This is a genomic window from Amycolatopsis sulphurea, from assembly GCF_002564045.1.
Taxonomy (GTDB): Bacteria; Actinomycetota; Actinomycetes; order Mycobacteriales; family Pseudonocardiaceae; genus Amycolatopsis; species Amycolatopsis sulphurea.
Genome location: NZ_PDJK01000001.1, coordinates 77088 through 94124 on the forward strand (window position 1 = coordinate 77088; position 17037 = coordinate 94124).

Annotated in this window: 21 protein-coding genes; 6 read left to right on the forward strand and 15 right to left on the reverse strand. The window is 71.1% G+C overall.

Translation table 11 applies throughout. The features are described 5' to 3' along the window. Window positions 1-58: 58 nt before the first annotated feature. On the reverse strand, window positions 59-724 hold the full coding sequence (locus ATK36_RS00390; protein ID WP_098509322.1) for a TVP38/TMEM64 family protein: 666 nt from the start codon (window positions 722-724) through the stop codon (window positions 59-61). A 381-nt stretch (window positions 725-1105) separates the two neighbouring features. Between ATK36_RS00390 and ATK36_RS00395 the strand changes: the two genes are divergently transcribed. Together ATK36_RS00395 and ATK36_RS00400 are read left to right on the forward strand one after the other, a co-directional pair. After that, window positions 1106-1498, forward strand: coding sequence for a DUF6221 family protein (locus ATK36_RS00395; protein WP_098509323.1), 393 nt, complete (start codon window positions 1106-1108; stop codon window positions 1496-1498). A gap of 39 nt (window positions 1499-1537) precedes the next feature. Further along, window positions 1538-2530 (forward strand): MsnO8 family LLM class oxidoreductase, encoded by a 993-nt coding sequence (locus ATK36_RS00400; protein ID WP_170069526.1) that lies wholly within the window; start codon window positions 1538-1540, stop codon window positions 2528-2530. A gap of 31 nt (window positions 2531-2561) precedes the next feature. Here ATK36_RS00400 and ATK36_RS00405 read toward each other — a convergent pair whose 3' ends face one another. Continuing rightward, entirely contained in the window at window positions 2562-3218 is a 657-nt protein-coding gene (locus ATK36_RS00405; protein ID WP_098509324.1) for a maleylpyruvate isomerase N-terminal domain-containing protein, read from the reverse strand. Between the two features lie 27 nt (window positions 3219-3245). Next, a complete protein-coding gene (locus tag ATK36_RS00410; RefSeq protein WP_098509325.1) occupies window positions 3246-4844 on the reverse strand; it encodes a PucR family transcriptional regulator in 1599 nt (532 codons plus the stop codon). 133 nt (window positions 4845-4977) lie between these two features. Between ATK36_RS00410 and pruA the strand changes: the two genes are divergently transcribed. Further along, window positions 4978-6606 carry an L-glutamate gamma-semialdehyde dehydrogenase gene (gene pruA, locus ATK36_RS00415; protein WP_098509326.1) on the forward strand — a complete coding sequence of 543 codons (1629 nt, stop codon included), beginning with the start codon at window positions 4978-4980 and terminating at the stop codon, window positions 6604-6606. Window positions 6607-6617: 11 nt separating this feature from the next. After that, window positions 6618-7547, forward strand: coding sequence for a proline dehydrogenase family protein (locus ATK36_RS00420; protein ID WP_098509327.1), 930 nt, complete (start codon window positions 6618-6620; stop codon window positions 7545-7547). 72 nt (window positions 7548-7619) lie between these two features. On the opposite strand, the gene trxA is transcribed toward ATK36_RS00420, so the two are convergent. After that, on the reverse strand, window positions 7620-8000 hold the full coding sequence (gene trxA, locus ATK36_RS00425) for a thioredoxin (protein WP_098509328.1): 381 nt from the start codon (window positions 7998-8000) through the stop codon (window positions 7620-7622). Between the two features lie 86 nt (window positions 8001-8086). Here trxA and ATK36_RS00430 point away from each other — a divergent pair, with 86 nt between their 5' ends. Beyond that, entirely contained in the window at window positions 8087-8329 is a 243-nt protein-coding gene (locus ATK36_RS00430; protein ID WP_098509329.1) for a DUF2630 family protein, read from the forward strand. A 212-nt stretch (window positions 8330-8541) separates the two neighbouring features. Here the strand turns inward: ATK36_RS00430 and ATK36_RS00435 are convergent, their stop codons facing one another. The 10 genes from ATK36_RS00435 to ATK36_RS00480 all read right to left on the reverse strand — a co-directional run bounded on the left by ATK36_RS00435 (window position 8542) and on the right by ATK36_RS00480 (window position 15308). After that, complete coding sequence (locus ATK36_RS00435) at window positions 8542-10110, reverse strand: alpha/beta hydrolase (RefSeq protein WP_098510215.1); 1569 nt, start codon at window positions 10108-10110, stop codon at window positions 8542-8544. A gap of 96 nt (window positions 10111-10206) precedes the next feature. Further along, window positions 10207-11280 (reverse strand): ATP-dependent DNA ligase, encoded by a 1074-nt coding sequence (locus ATK36_RS00440; RefSeq protein ID WP_098509330.1) that lies wholly within the window; start codon window positions 11278-11280, stop codon window positions 10207-10209. Window positions 11281-11307: 27 nt separating this feature from the next. Continuing rightward, the gene (locus ATK36_RS00445) at window positions 11308-11910 is read right to left on the reverse strand and encodes an Asp23/Gls24 family envelope stress response protein (protein WP_098509331.1); all 603 of its coding nucleotides are present in this window, start codon (window positions 11908-11910) and stop codon (window positions 11308-11310) included. Further along, window positions 11907-12449: a DUF6286 domain-containing protein gene (locus tag ATK36_RS00450; RefSeq protein WP_098509332.1), complete on the reverse strand. Its 543-nt coding sequence runs from the start codon at window positions 12447-12449 to the stop codon at window positions 11907-11909. The genes ATK36_RS00445 and ATK36_RS00450 overlap by 4 nt, the downstream gene beginning before the upstream one ends. Next, window positions 12449-12835 carry an Asp23/Gls24 family envelope stress response protein gene (locus ATK36_RS00455; RefSeq protein WP_386998518.1) on the reverse strand — a complete coding sequence of 129 codons (387 nt, stop codon included), beginning with the start codon at window positions 12833-12835 and terminating at the stop codon, window positions 12449-12451. The genes ATK36_RS00450 and ATK36_RS00455 overlap by 1 nt, the downstream gene beginning before the upstream one ends. After that, complete coding sequence (locus ATK36_RS00460) at window positions 12832-13008, reverse strand: hypothetical protein (RefSeq protein WP_098509333.1); 177 nt, start codon at window positions 13006-13008, stop codon at window positions 12832-12834. Before ATK36_RS00460 ends, ATK36_RS00455 begins: the two co-directional genes overlap by 4 nt. 40 nt (window positions 13009-13048) lie before the next feature. Then, window positions 13049-13471, reverse strand: coding sequence for an Asp23/Gls24 family envelope stress response protein (locus ATK36_RS00465; RefSeq protein WP_098509334.1), 423 nt, complete (start codon window positions 13469-13471; stop codon window positions 13049-13051). Window positions 13472-13597: 126 nt separating this feature from the next. Then, window positions 13598-14014, reverse strand: a complete 417-nt coding sequence (locus tag ATK36_RS00470; protein WP_098509335.1) for a hypothetical protein — start codon at window positions 14012-14014, stop codon at window positions 13598-13600. Then, entirely contained in the window at window positions 14011-14541 is a 531-nt protein-coding gene (locus tag ATK36_RS00475; protein WP_098509336.1) for an RNA polymerase sigma factor, read from the reverse strand. Before ATK36_RS00475 ends, ATK36_RS00470 begins: the two co-directional genes overlap by 4 nt. Next, entirely contained in the window at window positions 14541-15308 is a 768-nt protein-coding gene (locus tag ATK36_RS00480) for a pyrimidine reductase family protein (RefSeq protein WP_098509337.1), read from the reverse strand. Before ATK36_RS00480 ends, ATK36_RS00475 begins: the two co-directional genes overlap by 1 nt. A 101-nt stretch (window positions 15309-15409) precedes the next feature. Here ATK36_RS00480 and zapE point away from each other — a divergent pair, with 101 nt between their 5' ends. Beyond that, entirely contained in the window at window positions 15410-16453 is a 1044-nt protein-coding gene (zapE, locus tag ATK36_RS00485) for a cell division protein ZapE (RefSeq protein WP_098509338.1), read from the forward strand. Here zapE and ATK36_RS00490 read toward each other — a convergent pair. After that, complete coding sequence (locus ATK36_RS00490) at window positions 16395-16976, reverse strand: phosphatase PAP2 family protein (RefSeq protein WP_245914117.1); 582 nt, start codon at window positions 16974-16976, stop codon at window positions 16395-16397. The two genes, zapE and ATK36_RS00490, sit on opposite strands and share 59 nt — an antisense overlap. Window positions 16977-17037 lie beyond the last annotated feature (61 nt).

The following is a 17037-nucleotide window of genomic DNA, read 5'->3' on the forward strand; positions in this document are numbered from 1 at the left end:
CGCGGATTACCCCTCGCGCACCCGAACGAGTGTAGCGGTCGGAAGTACCCGGCCGCCGTCAGCCAGTCGGTGCGTGCTCCTCCGCTGCCGTGGCCGGGGTACGCCTGCGAAGCCCGTACAGCAGCCCGGCCAGCCCGGCCGCCGCGAAGATCGCGTACGAGGCGAGAAGCGCGGGCGGCGTGTCGCCGGTCAGGGCGTCGGCGAAGACCACCACGGCGATCGTGCCGGGCACACTGCCGAGCAGTGTTCCGGCGAGGTAGGGCAGCAGTTTCACCGACGACACCCCGCACAGGTAGCTCAGCGGCGCGAACGGCACCACCGGGATCAGCCGCAGCGACGTGACGGCCAGCACACCTCCGCCGGACAGCCGCTCGTTGACCACCCGGACCGGCGCCCGGTGCAGATGCCGGGTGATCAGGTCCCGCCCGAGCACCCGGGCGAGCCCGAACGACAGCCCCGCCGCGATCGTCGTCGCGACGAGCGCGATCAGCACCCCGGCGATGCTGCCCACCAGCAGCCCGGCGGCGAGGTTGAACACGGTCCGAGGAATCGGCGCGACGGTGAGCAGCGAGTACGCGGCCAGCAGCACGAGCGGCGTGGCGGAGCCGGTCTCGGCGGCCCACTGCCGCAGCTGCGCCGCCCCGGGAACCGGCAGCCACACCGCGGCGGCCGCGAGCACGACGAGCACGGCGAGCGCGAGGAGGAGCTTGGTTCTGCCGGACACTCCGCCACGGTAGGGCACTCGCCGTCGCGCTCCGTGCCGTACCCCTGCCGGTCCGGGGCGCAGCTGTGAAGGGGCCCTTCACGGAATCGCGGAGCTGTGAAGGGGCCCTTCACGGAATCAGAGTCTGTGAAGGGCCCCTTCACAGACCTCGGGCGGGCGGCGGGCGGCGGGCCTCGACTACAACCAGGCCGCCCGTGACCGCCCGGTCGCCACTGGTCGTGACGTTCGGTGATCAATCTCGCGGCGTTCCCGAAAAGCTCCATCCAGGGTCTAGCCTGCTCGCGACCCGTTCTGCGGAATCGGGCACGGTCGGTGCCGGGTCCGGGGTGTAACGGCGCGCCTAGTCCGGGCCGGTGGACGGATCGGCAGGGAGGAGACCCGGTGGAGGACCTGATCGCGTTCCTCGCCGCGCGGGTGGGGCAGCGCCAGGCGCTGATCATGCAGGCGGTGCGGCAGCAGCAGGCCGGGGAGCAGCTTACCCGGGAAGAGGCGAAAGTCCCGGTGGAACAGCGGATCCGGACGCTCGGCGACGTCGAGCTGGACGTGGTCAACCAGATGATCAACGAGATCGAGGTGACCCGCCGGATCATGCTCGCGCACCGCACCACGGTGGCCGAGAAGGTGCCGGGGTTCCCGCTCTACGGCAGCGAATACTGGTGCGAGACCTGCCATGTGCCCGCCGGCGACGCCGGGGTCAACTGGTGCGTGACGCTGCGCCTGCTCGCCCTGCCCTACGCCGATCACCCGGACTACAGCGAACGCTGGCGCCCCTGACCCGGGAATCCCCGCCCGCACGCGGATGTTGGCCTCTGCGTGGACGTTCCGATCTCGGTGCTCGACCGCTCGCCGGTGCGGCGGGGGCGGGGGACCGCCCAGGCCGTGCGGGACACCGTCGCGTTCGCGCAGGACGTCGAAGCGCTCGGGTATCACCGGTTCTGGGTTTCCGAACATCACGGGGTGCCGGGCGTGGCGGGGTCCGCGCCGGCGGTGCTCGCCGCCGCGGTCGCGGGTGCCACGCAGCGGATCCGGGTCGGGACCGGTGGTGTGATGCTGCCCAATCACCGTCCGCTGGTGATCGCCGAGCAGTTCGGGGTGCTGGCGGCGCTGCACCCCGGGCGGATCGACCTGGGGCTCGGCCGGTCGGTCGGATTCGTCGAGGGCGTGCGCCGCGCGCTCGGGCAGGGCAAGGACGCGGCGGACGGGTTCGGCGGCCAGGTGCGCGAGTTGCTCTCGTTCTTCCGCGGGGAAAGTGTTTACCCGGGCGTGCACGCGATCCCGGCGGAAGGCCAGTCGGTGCCGGTGTTCCTGCTGGCCACGGGCGCGGGTGCCGGCCTCGCCGCCGAGCTGGGGCTGCCGCTGGTGATCGCCCCGGCACGCGGTGAGCAGGCGATGCTCGACGCGATCTCCCGCTACCGCGAACAGTTCCGCTCGGACATTGCGGATCCGTACGTTGTCGTGTCGACCGCGGTCGCCGTGGCGGACACCGCGGAGCAGGCCCGGCGATTGCTGCTTCCGGAAGCCTGGTCCACTGTGTACTCCCGCAGCCACGGCGTGTTCCCGCCGTTGGCCCCGGCCGGGGAGATCCTCGCGCTGCCGATGACCGAGCGCGAACGCACCCGGCTCGGCGAAGTCCTCGCCGGGCAGATCAGCGGCACTCCGGAGGAGGTCGCGGACCGGCTCGGCACGCTCGTCCGGCGCACCGGCGCGGACGAACTGCTGATCAGCACCAGTACCTACGACCCGGCCGAACGGGTGGACTCCTTCGCCGCGCTGGCGGCGCTCGCCGGGCTTTCGGTGCCTGCTTGAGTGGATCTCCTGGTTCCTTCCGTGGTTACGATCAACCGAGGATCACCGGCAGTTTCGCGGCGAGTTCCCCCAGCGCGCCGGTTTCCGTGGCGGACGGCGTACGCCGCCCGGTGGTCATGAGCAGCGTCGCGCGGTCGTCGAACGAGGACGGCAGGGCGAAACCGGCGATGTCCGCCACCATCGCCCGGGAGGCGGCCAGTGCCTCCGCCGGAGGTCCGTCCACTCCGGACAGATGGGCGATCAGATCGAGGTGGTGCAGGGTCGTTTCCAGGACGCACATGGCCAGGTAGTCCGGGACGGTCATGACCTCGTCCCGGGTTTCCACGCGGGCGGCCGGATCGGCGGCCGCCGCGGCACGGCCGGCTGCCACGGCGAGGTCGTCGAAATGGTGGTGGAGCCACGCGGTGGTGCCGTAGGCGGCCGCACTGCGGCGGACGAACGCCGATTCCTCATCGGTGCCGTCCGGTGCTTCCCCGGCCGGTTGCCAGTAGCTGGTTTCGGTCAGCGTGGCGGGCGCGGTGGTGGTGGAGGCAAGCGTGACGAGCACGTCCTGCGCGTCGATGATCAGGTGCGCGACGAGGTCTTGCACGAGCCAGCCGGTGCAGCCGGACGGGGAGACCCACTGCCCGCCTTCGAGCGAGCGCACGGCTTCCTGCAGGGCGGTCCAGGCGCGAGGGAAAAGATCCACCTTCGCACTCTAACGAGAATATCCGGGTCAGCGTGGCAGCCGGAGCTGTAGTTCGGTGAGTAGCCGTTGCGCCGGGTCTGTCAGGTCGATGCCGGAGACTTCCGTGGCACGGCGTACGCGGTAGCGGACCGTGTTGGGGTGAATGTTCAGCTCACGGGCAGCTGTGCGTACGTCACCGAAGGCATCGAGGTAGGCGAGTACCGCGGGTACGAGGATGCCGCCGTGTTTGGCGTCGTGGGTCAACAGCTCGGTGAGACGGGGGTCTCTGATGCGCGGCTTGTCCGCGAGGTACGCGAGAACCTCCGACAACAGCACGTCGGCCCGTACGTCGGCGAGGGACGCGACGTCGTCGGCCCAGTGTCCGCGCGTCATCGCGATCAGCACGCGGTCTGCGTCGCCTCGCGAAGCAACCGCTTCGGACAGCCGTGGCACGACGCCGCCGATCGCCGCGCGTACCGGTACATCGAGGTGATGTCGAGCTGCAGCAACGATTTCCTTCGCCAACGCGAGTACGGAGGCGTCGGGGTTCTCCGAAAGATCGGGCAGGAGCGCGTACACGCGACCACCGAGCACACTGACCAACGCGGTGCGCCGGTACGCCGCGGTGTGCACTGCGATCAGGTGTACCAGCTCTGCGCGCCGTAACAGCCGGTTTGACGGAGCGGACGGCTGCTGTGGTGCCAGCGCGAAGGCCAGCACCTGGGCGGGTCTTGTCGGATCCGCGCCGATGTCGTCGGCCACGGACTCCGCGTCGACCCTGCCGTCGAGCAGACCGGCCAGCAGCTCTTCGCGGAGCCGCAGCTGTGGGTCCGGCTGCGTCCGCGCGCGGATCAGGTGCGGCGCGAGCGTGCGGCTGGCGCCGAGAAGCGCGATTTCCGCCTGCTCGGTCAACGGTTGCGCCCCCTCCTGCACCCAGATCGTGCCGAGCGGTTGGGAACCGGCGTGGATGCCGGCCGCGATCCGGCGGCGGATGCCCAGCTCCGGACGCTCGTCCACGCGTACGATGCCTTCGCCTGCGCGCAGTCGTTGATAGACGCCCCACTCTCGGAGCATCACCAAGTACCGCTCGGGTCCTTCGCGGCCGAGGATGGACAGCCGGCGCAACTCATCGACTTCGTCGCCCGCGCGTGAGTACGCGAGTACGCGGCTGGCAGTGTCCTCGATGCTGACCAGCCCGCCGGTAAGGGCGGCGACAGTCTGCGCAAGGGCGAACAGGTCGCCCAGTACCTCACCCGTCTCCGCTTCGCCGCCTGCGCGCGCAGCGTCGACCACGCCGCGGGCCAGCGCCTCCACTTGCTCCCAACGTGCCTCGGCGCCCACGGTCAGTAGCGCGACGCCCGCGTCGGCGGCGACATCGATCCCGCCGTCGCCTTTCACTGCCACCGCAGCCGCCCCGCGGCGCCCGGCTGCGCGGATCGCTGCGGCCGCCGATCGGCCACGCGCGCCGATCACCAGCACGAGGTCGCCGGGATGGGTTTCGGGCGGGTCCTCGGGATCGAGGATCACCACGTCCTGCACCGGCACACCCAGCCCACGCGGCGCGACGAGCACCCGGACCAGCGGTTCGCCGAGGGTGGCCAGAACGTGCCGCAGGGAGGTGCCGGCAAACGGATCCGGGCTGCTCATGGCGGACTCCGATCGGACAAAAGCATCCAGGCGATTCTAGCCGATCGGACAAACCCTTAGCCCGTTCGCGGGGCTACCGTTCGGGTAAATCGAGCAGTCAGCGAAGACAGTCAGCGAAGCCGAGGGAGCCGCCGTGGACGCCGTGACCCAGACCCCCGCCCCGAAGAACGAGCCGGTGTACACGTACGCCCCCGGGAGCGCTGAGCGCGCCGAACTGGAGGGCGTGCTGAAGAAGCTGGGTCAGGCCGGACCGGTGGACCTGACTGTGACGGTCGGCGGTGAACAGCGCGCTGGAGGCGGCGAGAAGATCGACGTTGTCCAGCCGCACAACCACGGCCAGGTACTCGGCACCATCCGGAGCGCTTCGCAGCAGGACGCGTCCGACGCGATCGCTGCCGCGGCGAAGGCGGCCCCGGAGTGGCGTGCGCTCTCGTACGACGACCGCGCTGCCATTCTCCTGCGCGCGGCCGACCTGCTGACCGGCCCCTGGCGCGCGACGGTGAACGCGGCCACCATGCTCGGCCAGTCCAAGACTGCGACGCAGGCCGAGATCGACTCCGCTTGCGAACTCGCCGACTTCTGGCGCTTCAACGTCGAGTTCGGCCGCCGTGTGCTGGCTGAGCAGCCCAAGAGTTCGCCCGGCGTGTGGAACCGCATGGAGCACCGCCCGCTGGAAGGCTTCGTGTACGCGATCACGCCGTTCAACTTCACCGCGATCGCCGGCAACCTGCCCACTGCGCCCGCGCTCATGGGCAACACCGTGCTGTGGAAGCCTTCGCCCACGCAGAGCTTCGCCGCGCACCTGACGATGCGGCTGCTCGAAGAGGCGGGCATGCCGCCGGGCGTGATCAACCTGCTGCCCGGCGACGGCAAGGCGGTCTCCGAGGTCGCGCTGAAACACCGTGACCTCGCGGGCATCCACTTCACCGGGTCCACTGCCACGTTCCAGCACCTGTGGGGCACCGTCGGCGCGAACATCTCCGGCTACCGCGGTTACCCGCGGATCGTCGGCGAGACCGGTGGCAAGGACTTCGTGCTCGCGCACCCGTCGGCCGACCTTGACGTGCTTCGCACCGCGCTCGTCCGCGGCGCGTTCGAGTACCAGGGCCAGAAGTGCTCCGCTGCTTCGCGTGCGTACGTGCCGCGCAGCCTGTGGGAGCAGATGAAGGACGGCCTGGCCAGCGAGACCGAGGCGATCAGCTACGGCGACGTAACCGACCTCAGTCACTTCGGTGGCGCAGTGATCGACCGTCGCGCTTTCGAGAAGCACGCGTCGCTGTTCGAGCGCGTCAAGGGCGACTCCGAAGTGGAGATCCTCGTCGGTGGCACGGCTGACGACAGCGTGGGCTACTTCGTGCAGCCGACCGTCCTCGTGTCGACCAACCCGAAGCACGAGATTTTCAGCACCGAGTACTTCGGGCCGATCCTGTCTGTGTACGTGTACGAAGACGCCGAGTTCGACAGCGTCCTCAAGGTGATCGACGAGACCGCTGCGTACGCCCTGACCGGCGCAGTGATCGCCAACGACCGCGCAGCAGTCGCGAAGGCCTCCGAAGCGCTGCGGTTCACCGCGGGCAACTTCTACGTCAACGACAAGCCGACCGGTGCCGTCGTCGGGCAGCAGCCCTTCGGTGGGGCGCGCGCTTCCGGCACCAATGACAAGGCCGGGTCGATCTTCAACCTGCTTCGCTGGACGAGTCCGCGCTCGATCAAGGAGACCTTCGTGCCGCCGACCATCGTGCGCTACCCGCACCAGGGCTGAGGAGGACAGCAATGCTGCGTACCCCGTTGCTCGCTGCTGCTCGATCACCGCGGATCAGGGCGTTGATCGAAGCTGTGCCCGCGACGCGTGCCGTGGTCCGTCGGTTTGTGTCCGGTGCCGCTACGGAGGACGCCGTACGCGTTGCCGGGAAATTGGCCGCCGACGGTCGCAAGATCACCATCGACCACCTCGGTGAGGACACCACCGACGCTGCACAGGCTACAAGGACTGTGCAGGCGTACGAGGAACTGTTGTCCGCGTTGGCGGAGCAAGGCCTTTCGGAAGGCGCTGACGTTTCGGTGAAGCTGTCCGCCGTCGGGCAGTTCCTGCCGGGCGACGGCGAGGGCGTCGCCTTGGAGAACGCGCGCAAGATCTGCGCGGCAGCGGAAGCTGTCGGCGCGACGGTGACCCTCGACATGGAGGACCACACCACCACCGACTCGACGCTCGGCATCCTCCGGAAGCTGCGCGGCGAGTACCCGTGGGTGGGCGCGGTGTTGCAGGCCTACCTCCGGCGTACCGAGCAGGACTGCCACGAGCTGTCCGGCCCGGGTTCGCGGGTACGGCTGTGCAAGGGCGCCTACTCCGAACCGGAAACCGTGGCGTACCAAGACAAGTCCGAAGTGGACAAGTCCTACGTACGCTGCCTGCGGGTGCTCATGGCAGGGCAGGGCTACCCGATGGTCGCTACGCATGATCCGCGGATGATCGCCATCGCGGAGCGGCTGGCTGCCGACGCCGGGCGCACTGCGGACGACCATGAGTTCCAGATGCTCTACGGCATCCGCCCGGACGAGCAGCAGCGGATCTCCGCGACGGGCACCACTATGCGGGTGTACGTGCCGTGCGGCGACGAGTGGTACGGCTACTTCATGCGGCGTCTCGCGGAACGGCCGGCGAACCTGACGTTCTTCCTGCGCGGGCTCGTCACGCGCTCCTGAGCTCCCCACGTACGGCGAGGGCCCCGAGTACCCGGCTCGATGCGGGTACCGGGGCCTTCGTGGTTGCCCTGGTCAGTCCTGCGCGGGCTGCTGCGCCTGCTCGGCGGCGACGGCCTTGCGGACCTCGTCCATATCGACCTCGCGCGCCTGGCGGATCACGTCCTCCAGCGCGGCCGGGGGCAGCGCGCCCGGCTGGGAGAAGATCAGCGTCCTGTCGCGGATCACCGCGAGCGTCGGGATCGACCGGATGTCGAAGGCGGCCGCGAGCTGCTGCTCGGCTTCGGTGTCGACCTTGGTGAACACGATGTCCTGATGCTGCTCCGAAGCCTTCTCGTAGACCGGCGCGAACTGCCGGCACGGGCCGCACCAGCTCGCCCAGAAGTCGATCAGCACGAATTTGTTGTCGGTCACGGTCTCGTCGAAATTGCCCGCGGTCAGCTCCATTGTGCCCATGACGGGTCCAACGAACCGGACCGGCCGGGAATTCCCCGGCCCGCCGCCGCGTCTGCACTCCTGCCGGACGACTTGCGGAGGTACCCATGACCGAGGACGGCATCCTGAACCGGATCGACGAGCTGATCGCCGAGGAACACGAGCTGCGCGCCCGCGCGGCAGGCACCGGCCTGTCCGCCGCGGACCGGGACCGGCTGACGGCGCTGGAACAGCACCTGGACCAGTGCTGGGACCTGCTCCGCCGGCGCCGGGCACGCACCGAGTTCGCAGAGGACCCGGACGAGGTCCAGGTGCGCTCCGTCGCGCAGGTCGAAGGTTACCGACAGTAGCCGGGGTGGGCTGAGGGTGCGCGCGAGCGCCGCCCGGCGGTCCCGCGCCGGATTGGGCCGGGCGTGGGACTCGAAGTCGGAGACCAGCGCCCGAGCAGGGTGCCGGCCTGACTCCGAAGTGTTTCCACGGCCGACCCCAGGAGCGCAGAAGCCTTCAGCGGCAACGAGATGACCGGGGCCGAGGCCCCCGCCCGCGCGGCCGAAGCCCCAGCTCAAGCCGGGCAGAGCGTCCTGGTGTCCGGAACCTTGCCGTCGATCAGGAACCCCTGCACGGCAGCGGTGACGCACGGCGACTGGCCCACCGCACCATGGCCCGCGCCTTGCCAGGTGACGGTGACCGCACTGGGCATCTGGTCCGCCGCGCGGGTGGTGCCGACCTGTGGGGTCACCGGGTCGGCCGCGGTGGCGGCGACCAGGATCGGCGGGGCGCCGGGGGCACCCGCAGCGGGCAACGGCTCGCGGCGTACGGGCCAGGCACCGCACCAGGCGAGTTCCTGGGCGATGGCGGCGCCGAACTGTGGGTACTTGGTGCGCATGGCGGCTTCGGCGCGGTCGATCTGGTCGGCGGGCAGCCGGGTGGACGAGTCGTTGCAGCGGGTCGCGATCATGCCGCTGATTCGCGACGCGCGCCCACGCGCGTCGACTAGTACGGGGTCCGCGAAGGCCGTCAGCGCAGCGAAGTCGCCGTTGCGGGCTGAGTTCAGGGCGTCCGCGAGAGCGGGCCAGCGCGTGCGGTCGCTGAGGCCGACGTACGCGGCATAGGTCGCGACCCCCGGGCCGACTACGAGACCGTCGGGGCCGCTGACTGGTGCGGTGCGCAGCCGGTCGGTGACGGCCTTCAGTGCGGCTTTTGCATCACCCAGCGGACAGCCTCGGGCGGCACAGTCGGCGTTGAACGCGTCGAAGGTGGCTTGCGCGCCGGCGGCGACCGCGTCGAGTACGGCGCCTCGGTCGTCGCCTGGGTCCGGCAGGCCGTCTAGCACCATGCGGCCCACCTGTGCGGGGTAGCGCACGGCGTACTCCGACAGCACCTTCGAACCGTCGCCGTGGCCGAGCGCGTTGAGCCGGTCAAGGCCGAGCGCTTGCCGCAGCTTGTCGAGGTCGCCGGCGGTACGCCAGCTGTCCAGTGCGGTCTGCGCGGTGTCCAGGTCGATTGCGCACTGCTGCCCGACCCGGCGTGCTGCGTCCAGTACGTCGCCGAGGCCGCCCTGTGTCGGATCGGCGCCGAGCAATGCGGACCGCACCTCGTCCGGCGCGCACTGCACGCCGCCGGACAGCCCCGTGCCACGGCGGTCCATACCGATCAGCGAGAACTTCTGAAGGAACGCCGGCGGCAACTGCGCGGCCAGCCGCGCCGCGTACACCGTGCCCGGCTCGCCGCCGACATCGTTGACCACTGCCAGCGGGATCGGCCCGTTCCCCACCTTCAGCAGGTAGATCCGCGCGAGCAGCCGCTGCGTGTCGTCGGGCGCGTCGAGCGGTGCGGTCATCCGCGCGCAGCTGAACTGCAGCGAAGCGGGCACGGCTGGGTCGCCGATCCGCTCGCGGGTGTCCTGGCCGCAGTCCGCCCAGCGCAGCGCCGACGACTGCGGCTGCGTAAGCGGGGGCAGCGGCACCGGCGCCGTACTGGACTTCGGGGACGGCGTGTTGCGCCCGTCGTTGTCGATCACCGCCGGGCGCACCGACGGCCCGGTCGTGCACCCGGCCAGCGCGAGCACGCCGAGCGTCGCCGCGACCAGCCGTACGCGCAGACGGAGACGGCGGGCGAAACGGCGGTGCACGGGCAGGTCCTCACGTCGAATCCGGGCGAACTCGCCGCCGAGCTTGACATGCCGGGTGTGGGGAGGCAGTGAGCGGGTCCGCGACACCGACGCGGCTCAGCGGGTCCGTACGACCTCCCCGCGGAACACTGCGGACAGGTCGTACCGCGCGGGCTCGTCGAGCTGGGTGTAACCGCACGAGGACGGTTCACGGTCCGGGCGCCAGCGGGCGAACTGCGCGGTGTGCCGGAACCGCGACGGGTAGCCGCCTTCGGTGTGCTCGTAGGACACCTCCACGACGCGCTCCAGCCGCAGCGGCACCCACGGCTGCTCTTTCGCTCGCCAGCGCGTGATGCCGCCGGGGACCCGCTGCCCTTCGCGCACCGCGTCGCCGAGCCATGGATGGCCCTCGCCGTCGGTGATCAGTGGGCTCAGCTCGGCGGCCAGCTCTCGCCGTCGCGCGGCTGGGAACGAGCCGACGACGCCGACGTGGTGCAGCAGGCCCTGCTCGTCGTACAGGCCGAGCAGGAACGAGCCGACCGCTTCGCTGGGCGCGGAGTCCACATGCCACCGCAGGCCGGCGAGTACGCAATCGGCAGTACGGGAATGCTTGTACTTGAACAACACCCGCTTGCCCGGCGTGTACGGCTCGGTCAGCGGTTTGCCGATCACGCCGTCGAGGCCGGCGCCTTCAAACAGCTCGAACCAGTGCCGTGCGGTCGCCGGATCTGTGGTTGCCGGGGTCAGCGCAACGCTGGGCAACGCGGTCAGCCGTTCGCGGCGTGCGGAGGTCGGTTCGTCCATGAAGGACTCGTCGCCGAGGGCGAGCAGATCGAACGCGACGAACTGTGCGGGGCTCTCCTTCGCGAGCAGCTGGACCCGGCTGTCGGCCGGGTGGATGCGCTCGGTGAGCGCGTCGAAGTCGAGCTTGCCGCCGCGCGCGACCACCAGCTCCCCGTCCAGCACGATCCGGTCCGGCAGGCTCGCCTTCAGCTCCGCGATGACCTCGGGGAAGTACCGGTTGAGCGGTTTCTCCGCGCGCGACTGGAGGGTGAGTTCGTCGCCGTCCCGGAAAACGAGGCAGCGGAACCCGTCCCACTTGGGCTCGAAGAGCAGCCCACCGGAATCGGGGATCGCCTTCGCGGGCTTCGCGAGCATGGGCTTGATCGGTGCCGCCAGGGGAAGGGCCATGTCCGGCATTCTCGGCGAAAGCCGCGGTCAGCGCACGCGTGTCGGCCCGGCCGTGTCGAGTTCGAGGCGGATCGCTGTAGGCAGCGTGGTGACGCCGAGGGATTCCCGGGCGCGAGTCAGTACGTGCGCTTCGAGGTCTTCCCACACTCGCCGGACGTCGGCGCCTTCGGCCAGCCACAGGGAGATGCGCAACGCGGGCTCGGCATTCGTGCCGACCGAGCGCACCCGCGCGCGGACAACGCCGTCGATCTGCTCCGCGTCGGTGCTCACGGCACCGGCGAGCGCACCCGACGTCACCGTGAGTTCGGCGCCCGGCGTCTCGTCCAGCCGCAGGTCCGGATGACGCTCCGGGCGCAGCGAACGCACGAGCCACCACAGGCCCAGCACCAGCAGCAGTACGCCGATCACGACAGCGCCGATCCGCGCGTACAGCGCGTGGTCGTGCAGCCAGCCGACCGCCAGGGGGTCGAGTACCGGACGCTGAGCGCGGAACCGGCCCAGCCAGCCCATGCCGACCACCAGTGCGGCCGCGCCGGCAAGAATCGCCACCACACCGATAAGACACGTCAGCGTGCGCTCGGTGCCGTACGAACGGCCCTGGGCCCGGCGGGCGGTGACAGCGTTGCTCATCGGCGGTCCCTCGGCGAATCGACGACCACAGTCACCTTCGGCCGGCGTACGAGCGGCAGGTCGTCCAGCACCGTCGTCACCGTCTCCAGCAGACGTGGCCGGAGCTGTTCTTCGCTTTCCAATCGGCTCGTCGCGCGCACGCGTACGCGTACGCGGCGAGCGCTGGCAGTGACCGACGCGCCGCGTACGTTGTCCTGCGCGCGCACCGCGATCCCCACCATCCGCGCGAGCGCGCGCGGCGATGTGCTGACGCTGACGCCGTCGGCCGGTTCGGTCATCGGCACCTTACGGTCACCCGCGACGAACGCGAGCAGCGCGAGCACGATCCCCGCGACCACCACGATCCCCGCGGTGATCCGCATCGACGTGCTGCCCCAGTCCACTGTGGACAGTACGGTGCGCCACTGCGGCCACGGGATGAGCAACGGTCCGCGATCCGGCTGCCACCAGTGCCAGCCGACCTCCAGCGCGAGCAGCGCCCCGCCGCCCGCTATCGCGAGAGCGAGCACAGTGGACAACAGCCGGACGACAACCCGCATCACTGCACCCTCGGTGCGACGTCGGGCAGCAGCGCGGACACCGTGACCGCCAGCGAACGTACGTGGTACGAGGTGAGCCGCTCGACCTCTTCGACGACCTTCGCGCGTACGTCGCCCGTCACCGCCTGTACGGCCGCCGGGTACCGCAACGCGAGTTCCAGCGCGAGGTCGACGTCGTTGTCCGAGCCGGCCACCTTCGCGGTCGCGCCGGACTTGCGGGTGCTCACGCCGGCGATGCGGCGTTCGTTCGGCACGGTGCCCGGCACCAGGTCCGCGGCATGCTGGGCGACTTTGCGCACCACCGTGTGCGCGACGCTCAGCGCGCCGCGCTCCGCCGGCTCGGGCAGCGCGCTGCGAGGCAGGTCGACCTGCGCCACCGGGCTCACTTGTCGCGGCCCTTGCCGAACACGTCGCCGAGGTCCAGTTCGCCGTCGAGGACCCGGCCGACCACCAGTCCGATGACGCCGACGGCGAGCGTGACCAGGAACGCGGTGAATCCCTGGGTGGCGGCGAGGCCGAGAATCAGGCCGGCGAGGATCCCGGTCTGCGTTGCGTTCAACGTGTTTCCTTCCGTGTGCTTCCGCGCATGTCCTCGCGGGTCATTCCACCCGCGAGGAGTCCGCCTCGTCGTCCTCACCCGGCAGATGGACGTCGGTGATCGTGAGGTTGACCTCGATCACCTCGAGCGAGGTGATCTCCTCGACCGCCCTGATCACGTTGCGCCGCACCGACTGCGCGACGTCCGGGAGCCGCGCGCCGTAGTCGGCCACCAGGTCGAGATCGATCGCGGCCTGCTTCTCGCCGACCTCCACCGAGACGCCGGTGGTGGTGGCGGTGCCCGAGCCGGGGATCCGTTCCTTGATCGCGCCGAGCGTGCGGGACACCCCGCCGCCGCCGAGCGTGTACACCCCGGCTATCTCGCGCGCGGCCACCGAGGCCACCTTCTGCACGACCAGTGAGGCGATCGTCGTACGGCCCGGCGCGCCCACGTCTGCGGGCGGGTCCGAGTTCTGCTGCGCCATGCTCTTCGCTCCCTCGTCTGCCGATGTGCGCCTCCAGTGTCGCCGGGCGGCGCCCTGCCTGCTCCTACGATGTGCCGACCGGGCGAAAGCTCACGCGGGCTCACCCGGACGGGCTAATTCGGCGGCTCAGTCCGGACGGACGTCGACCACGTGCACGTCGACCACCGGCGGCCGGGCGCCCAGCTGCCGGTCCAGTTCCGCGGTGATCCGGGCGCGCAGCGTGTCGGCCGCCTCCTCGGCGATCACGCCGTAGCGGACCGCGGCGAGCACCTGCAGCCGCCCGTCGGCCAGCGCCACCGCGGTCACCCGCATCCCGGGCACGGCCGCCGCCTCGGCGTCCGCGACCGTGCGCGCGAGCCGCAGGAAGGCCGGTTCGGTGACCGAGAGCAGGCCCTGATCCGAGGGCAGCTGCAGCGATCGCGCCGAGCGCACGTCGTCGAGGGCGTTCAGGACGCGTTCGACCAGCCCGGGCGGGGTCGGCACACGGTGCCTGCGCGCCGCGCGTACCGCTGCCCACCGCGGATCGCGCTCCGGGTCCGTCATGACCGCTCCCTCAACTGACCGAGCAGCGCCACCCTGGCCCGGCGCAGCCGCGCACGCAAGGCGGGAACGCCTACCTCCAGGATCTCGGCGACCTCCTCGTAGCTGAGTCCCTCCAGCTCGCGCAGCACGAGCGGGACCCGCTGGGACACCTCCAGCCGGGCGATCGCCCGCAGCACCTCGTCCACCTGCTCGGCGTCGACCACCTGCCGTTCCGGGGTGGTGCCGGCGACCTGGCCCGCCGCCTCGTCCAGCGGCACGGTCGGCCGGCGCAGGCGCAGCTGGGCGAGCGCGCCGTTGGTGGCCACCCGGTAGAGCCAGGTGGACAGCCGCGCTTCCTGCCGGAACGCGGGCAGCGCGCGCCAGACCGACAGCCAGGCCTCCTGCACGGCATCCTCCGCCTCGGCCGGGCTGCCGGTGATCCGGAGCGCGACCCGGAACATCATCGGCGTGTGACGGTGGACCAGGGTGTCGAAAGCGGCGTGGTCGCCTGCCGCGGCATCTCCGGCGAGCCTGCCGTCGTCGTCCATCAGCCTGGGTACCGCCGGTAGCGCAGCAGCACGGCGCTGTCCTCGACGAGAACCGACGCCAGCTCCAGCCCTTGCGGCGGGACGACCGCCGGGCCGGCCGCGATCCGTCTGGCACCGCCGCCGGCGAGTATCGGCGCGACGGTGAGGCACAGCTGGTCGACGAGACCGGCAGCGGCGAGCGAAGCGAACAACCGTGGCCCGCCTTCGCAATCGATGCGCCGTAGACCGCGTTCGGAGAGCAGGGCGAGCGCCCGCTTCAGGTCCACGTCGTCCTCTCCGCAGATGAGGACTTCGGCGCCTGCGCGAGTGAGCACGGCCGTGTCGGCACGGGCGGTGGTGAGCACGATCGGCGGCACACGCGTGTCGGTGAACAGCGGCGCGGCCGGGTCGAGCGCGCCGCTGCGGGTGACCACTGCCACGGGCGGCACGGGGGAGCGGCCGAGGCGCTCGCGACGGGCGGCCCGGACGGGGTTCGTGCGCGCTCCTCGATAACCCTCCGCACCGGCCGTGCCCGCGCCGACGAGGATCACGTCGGCGAGGTCGCGGGCGAGCAGGAAAACCCGCTTGTCCGCGGGATTCGACAGCCCTGCGGACAGGTCGTCCACGGCGACCGCCCCGTCCGCCGACGCGACGAAGTTGACCTGGACGAACGGCCCCGGGCAGGCCGGCGGATAGCCGTAGATCCGTTCCAGGTCCACATCGGAGAGCGCGGGGCCGTCCCCGCGCCCTCCCGGTGATGGTGGCCACACGCTCCGCACAGCGACCATCCCAGCACGGCCCCGTCCCGGCCCCGACCGGGGGATATGCCTCGCCGCCGCGGGACGGCGGGCGGCGGCGCCCCGGACCGGCCCGGATAGGCTCCCCGACCATGCCCCCAGCTGCCCTGACCGACCGGTTTCCCGAGCTCGGGGCCGACGAACTGATCGAGTCCCTGGTGCCGCCGCCGCGGTTCGGCGAGGCCCGGTTCGGCACCTACCTGCCCAACCCGGACGAGCCCAGCCAGGTCGCCGCGGTCGAGGCGTGCTCGGCGTTCGCCGCGCGGATCGGCGAAGGCTCGGCCAAGAAGTCCCGGCTGCGTTCGCTGTTCGGTGGCGGTGCGGCGGCCCCGGCCGGGCCGATGGGCCTCTACCTCGACGGCGGTTTCGGGGTCGGCAAGACTCACCTGCTTGCCTCCACCTGGCACGAAGCTCCCGGCCCCAAGGCGTACGGCACTTTCGTGGAGCTGACCCACCTGGTCGGCGCGCTCGGTTTCGGCGAGGCCGTGCGGCGGTTGTCGGCGCACCGGCTGCTCGCGATCGACGAGTTCGAGCTGGACGACCCCGGTGACACCACGCTGGTCGGCCGGCTGCTGCAGGAGCTGACCGACGCCGGCGTGCACGTCGCCGCGACGTCGAACACGCTGCCGGACAAGCTGGGCGAAGGCCGGTTCGCCGCGGACGACTTCCTGCGCGAGATCCAGGCGCTGTCCCGGCGGTTCACCGTGGTCCGGGTGGACGGGCCGGATTACCGCCACCGCGGTCTGCCCGACGCTCCGCCGCCGGTCGGGGACGAGGAGCTGGCCGCGTCCGCGGCGGCGCACGAAGGGTCCACTTTGGACGAATTCGGCGCGCTGGCCGATCACTTGGCGCGGCTGCATCCGTCGCGGTACGGGAAGCTGCTGAACGGGGTGAGCCGGGTGCACCTCGCGCGGGTGACCCCGGCGCCGGACCAGAACGTGGGGCTGCGCCTGGTCGCCTTCGCCGACCGGCTCTACGACCGGGCGATCCCGGTGGTGGTGTCCGGGGTGCCGCTGCCCGAACTGTTCGGCGAGGAGATGGTCAACGGCGGCTACCGCAAGAAGTACCTGCGTGCCGTCAGCCGGTTGACGGCGCTGGCACGCGACGCGGTATCAGCACCGCCCGCAGCCCGGTGACCACGGCCGTCGCGAAGCAGACCCCGCCCGCCACGTCGGTGAGGTAGTGGTAGCCGAGGCCGACCAGCCCGATCGTCGCGCAGCCCAGCAGCAGGATCGCCGCGATCGCGGCGAGCACTTTCGGCCGGGCCAGCAGCACGAGCACCACGAGCACGGCGACCAGGCTGACCGTGTGGCCACTGGGGTAGGCGAGCGTGCCGTCCTTCCAGCGGCCGAAGATCGGCTTCAGCACCCACGTGTTGAGTGCGACGGCGAGCACCGGCGCGGCGACCGCGAGTATCACGTCCTCCCGCCGGCGCAGGTACCAGGCGGCGCCGGCGATCAGCGCGATGGCCGGGATCACCAGGTAGGGCTCGGTCGGCAGGACGAGCACGTCGAGCAGCCGTTCGCTCAGCTCCCCGGTGCGGTCGGTGGCCCAGGTGTCGAGCGATCCCGGTGCGCGGGGTACGACCAGCAAGCCGAGCACAACGGCGGCGAGCGCGCCGAGCACGGCGACGAAGAGAAGTACCCGTCTGACGGTCACTCATGCGAGCGTACGGGAGCCGTGAAAGCTGTGAAGGGGCCCTTCACGGACTCTGATTCCG

What these genes read in the sequence shown, in the direction of transcription:
- ATK36_RS00430 (WP_098509329.1), top strand. Translation starts at nt 8,087, where the DNA reads ATGACCGAGGACGGCATCCTGAACCGGATCGACGAGCTGATCGCCGAG.
- ATK36_RS00410 (WP_098509325.1), bottom strand. Translation starts at nt 4,844, where the DNA reads ATGAGCAGCCCGGATCCGTTTGCCGGCACCTCCCTGCGGCACGTTCTG.
- ATK36_RS00445 (WP_098509331.1), bottom strand. Translation starts at nt 11,910, where the DNA reads ATGAGCAACGCTGTCACCGCCCGCCGGGCCCAGGGCCGTTCGTACGGC.
- ATK36_RS00480 (WP_098509337.1), bottom strand. Translation starts at nt 15,308, where the DNA reads ATGGTCGCTGTGCGGAGCGTGTGGCCACCATCACCGGGAGGGCGCGGG.
- ATK36_RS00420 (WP_098509327.1), top strand. Translation starts at nt 6,618, where the DNA reads ATGCTGCGTACCCCGTTGCTCGCTGCTGCTCGATCACCGCGGATCAGG.
- ATK36_RS00470 (WP_098509335.1), bottom strand. Translation starts at nt 14,014, where the DNA reads ATGACGGACCCGGAGCGCGATCCGCGGTGGGCAGCGGTACGCGCGGCG.
- ATK36_RS00450 (WP_098509332.1), bottom strand. Translation starts at nt 12,449, where the DNA reads ATGCGGGTTGTCGTCCGGCTGTTGTCCACTGTGCTCGCTCTCGCGATA.
- trxA (WP_098509328.1), bottom strand. Translation starts at nt 8,000, where the DNA reads ATGGGCACAATGGAGCTGACCGCGGGCAATTTCGACGAGACCGTGACC.
- ATK36_RS00465 (WP_098509334.1), bottom strand. Translation starts at nt 13,471, where the DNA reads ATGGCGCAGCAGAACTCGGACCCGCCCGCAGACGTGGGCGCGCCGGGC.
- zapE (WP_098509338.1), top strand. Translation starts at nt 15,410, where the DNA reads ATGCCCCCAGCTGCCCTGACCGACCGGTTTCCCGAGCTCGGGGCCGAC.
- ATK36_RS00475 (WP_098509336.1), bottom strand. Translation starts at nt 14,541, where the DNA reads ATGGACGACGACGGCAGGCTCGCCGGAGATGCCGCGGCAGGCGACCAC.
- ATK36_RS00440 (WP_098509330.1), bottom strand. Translation starts at nt 11,280, where the DNA reads ATGGCCCTTCCCCTGGCGGCACCGATCAAGCCCATGCTCGCGAAGCCC.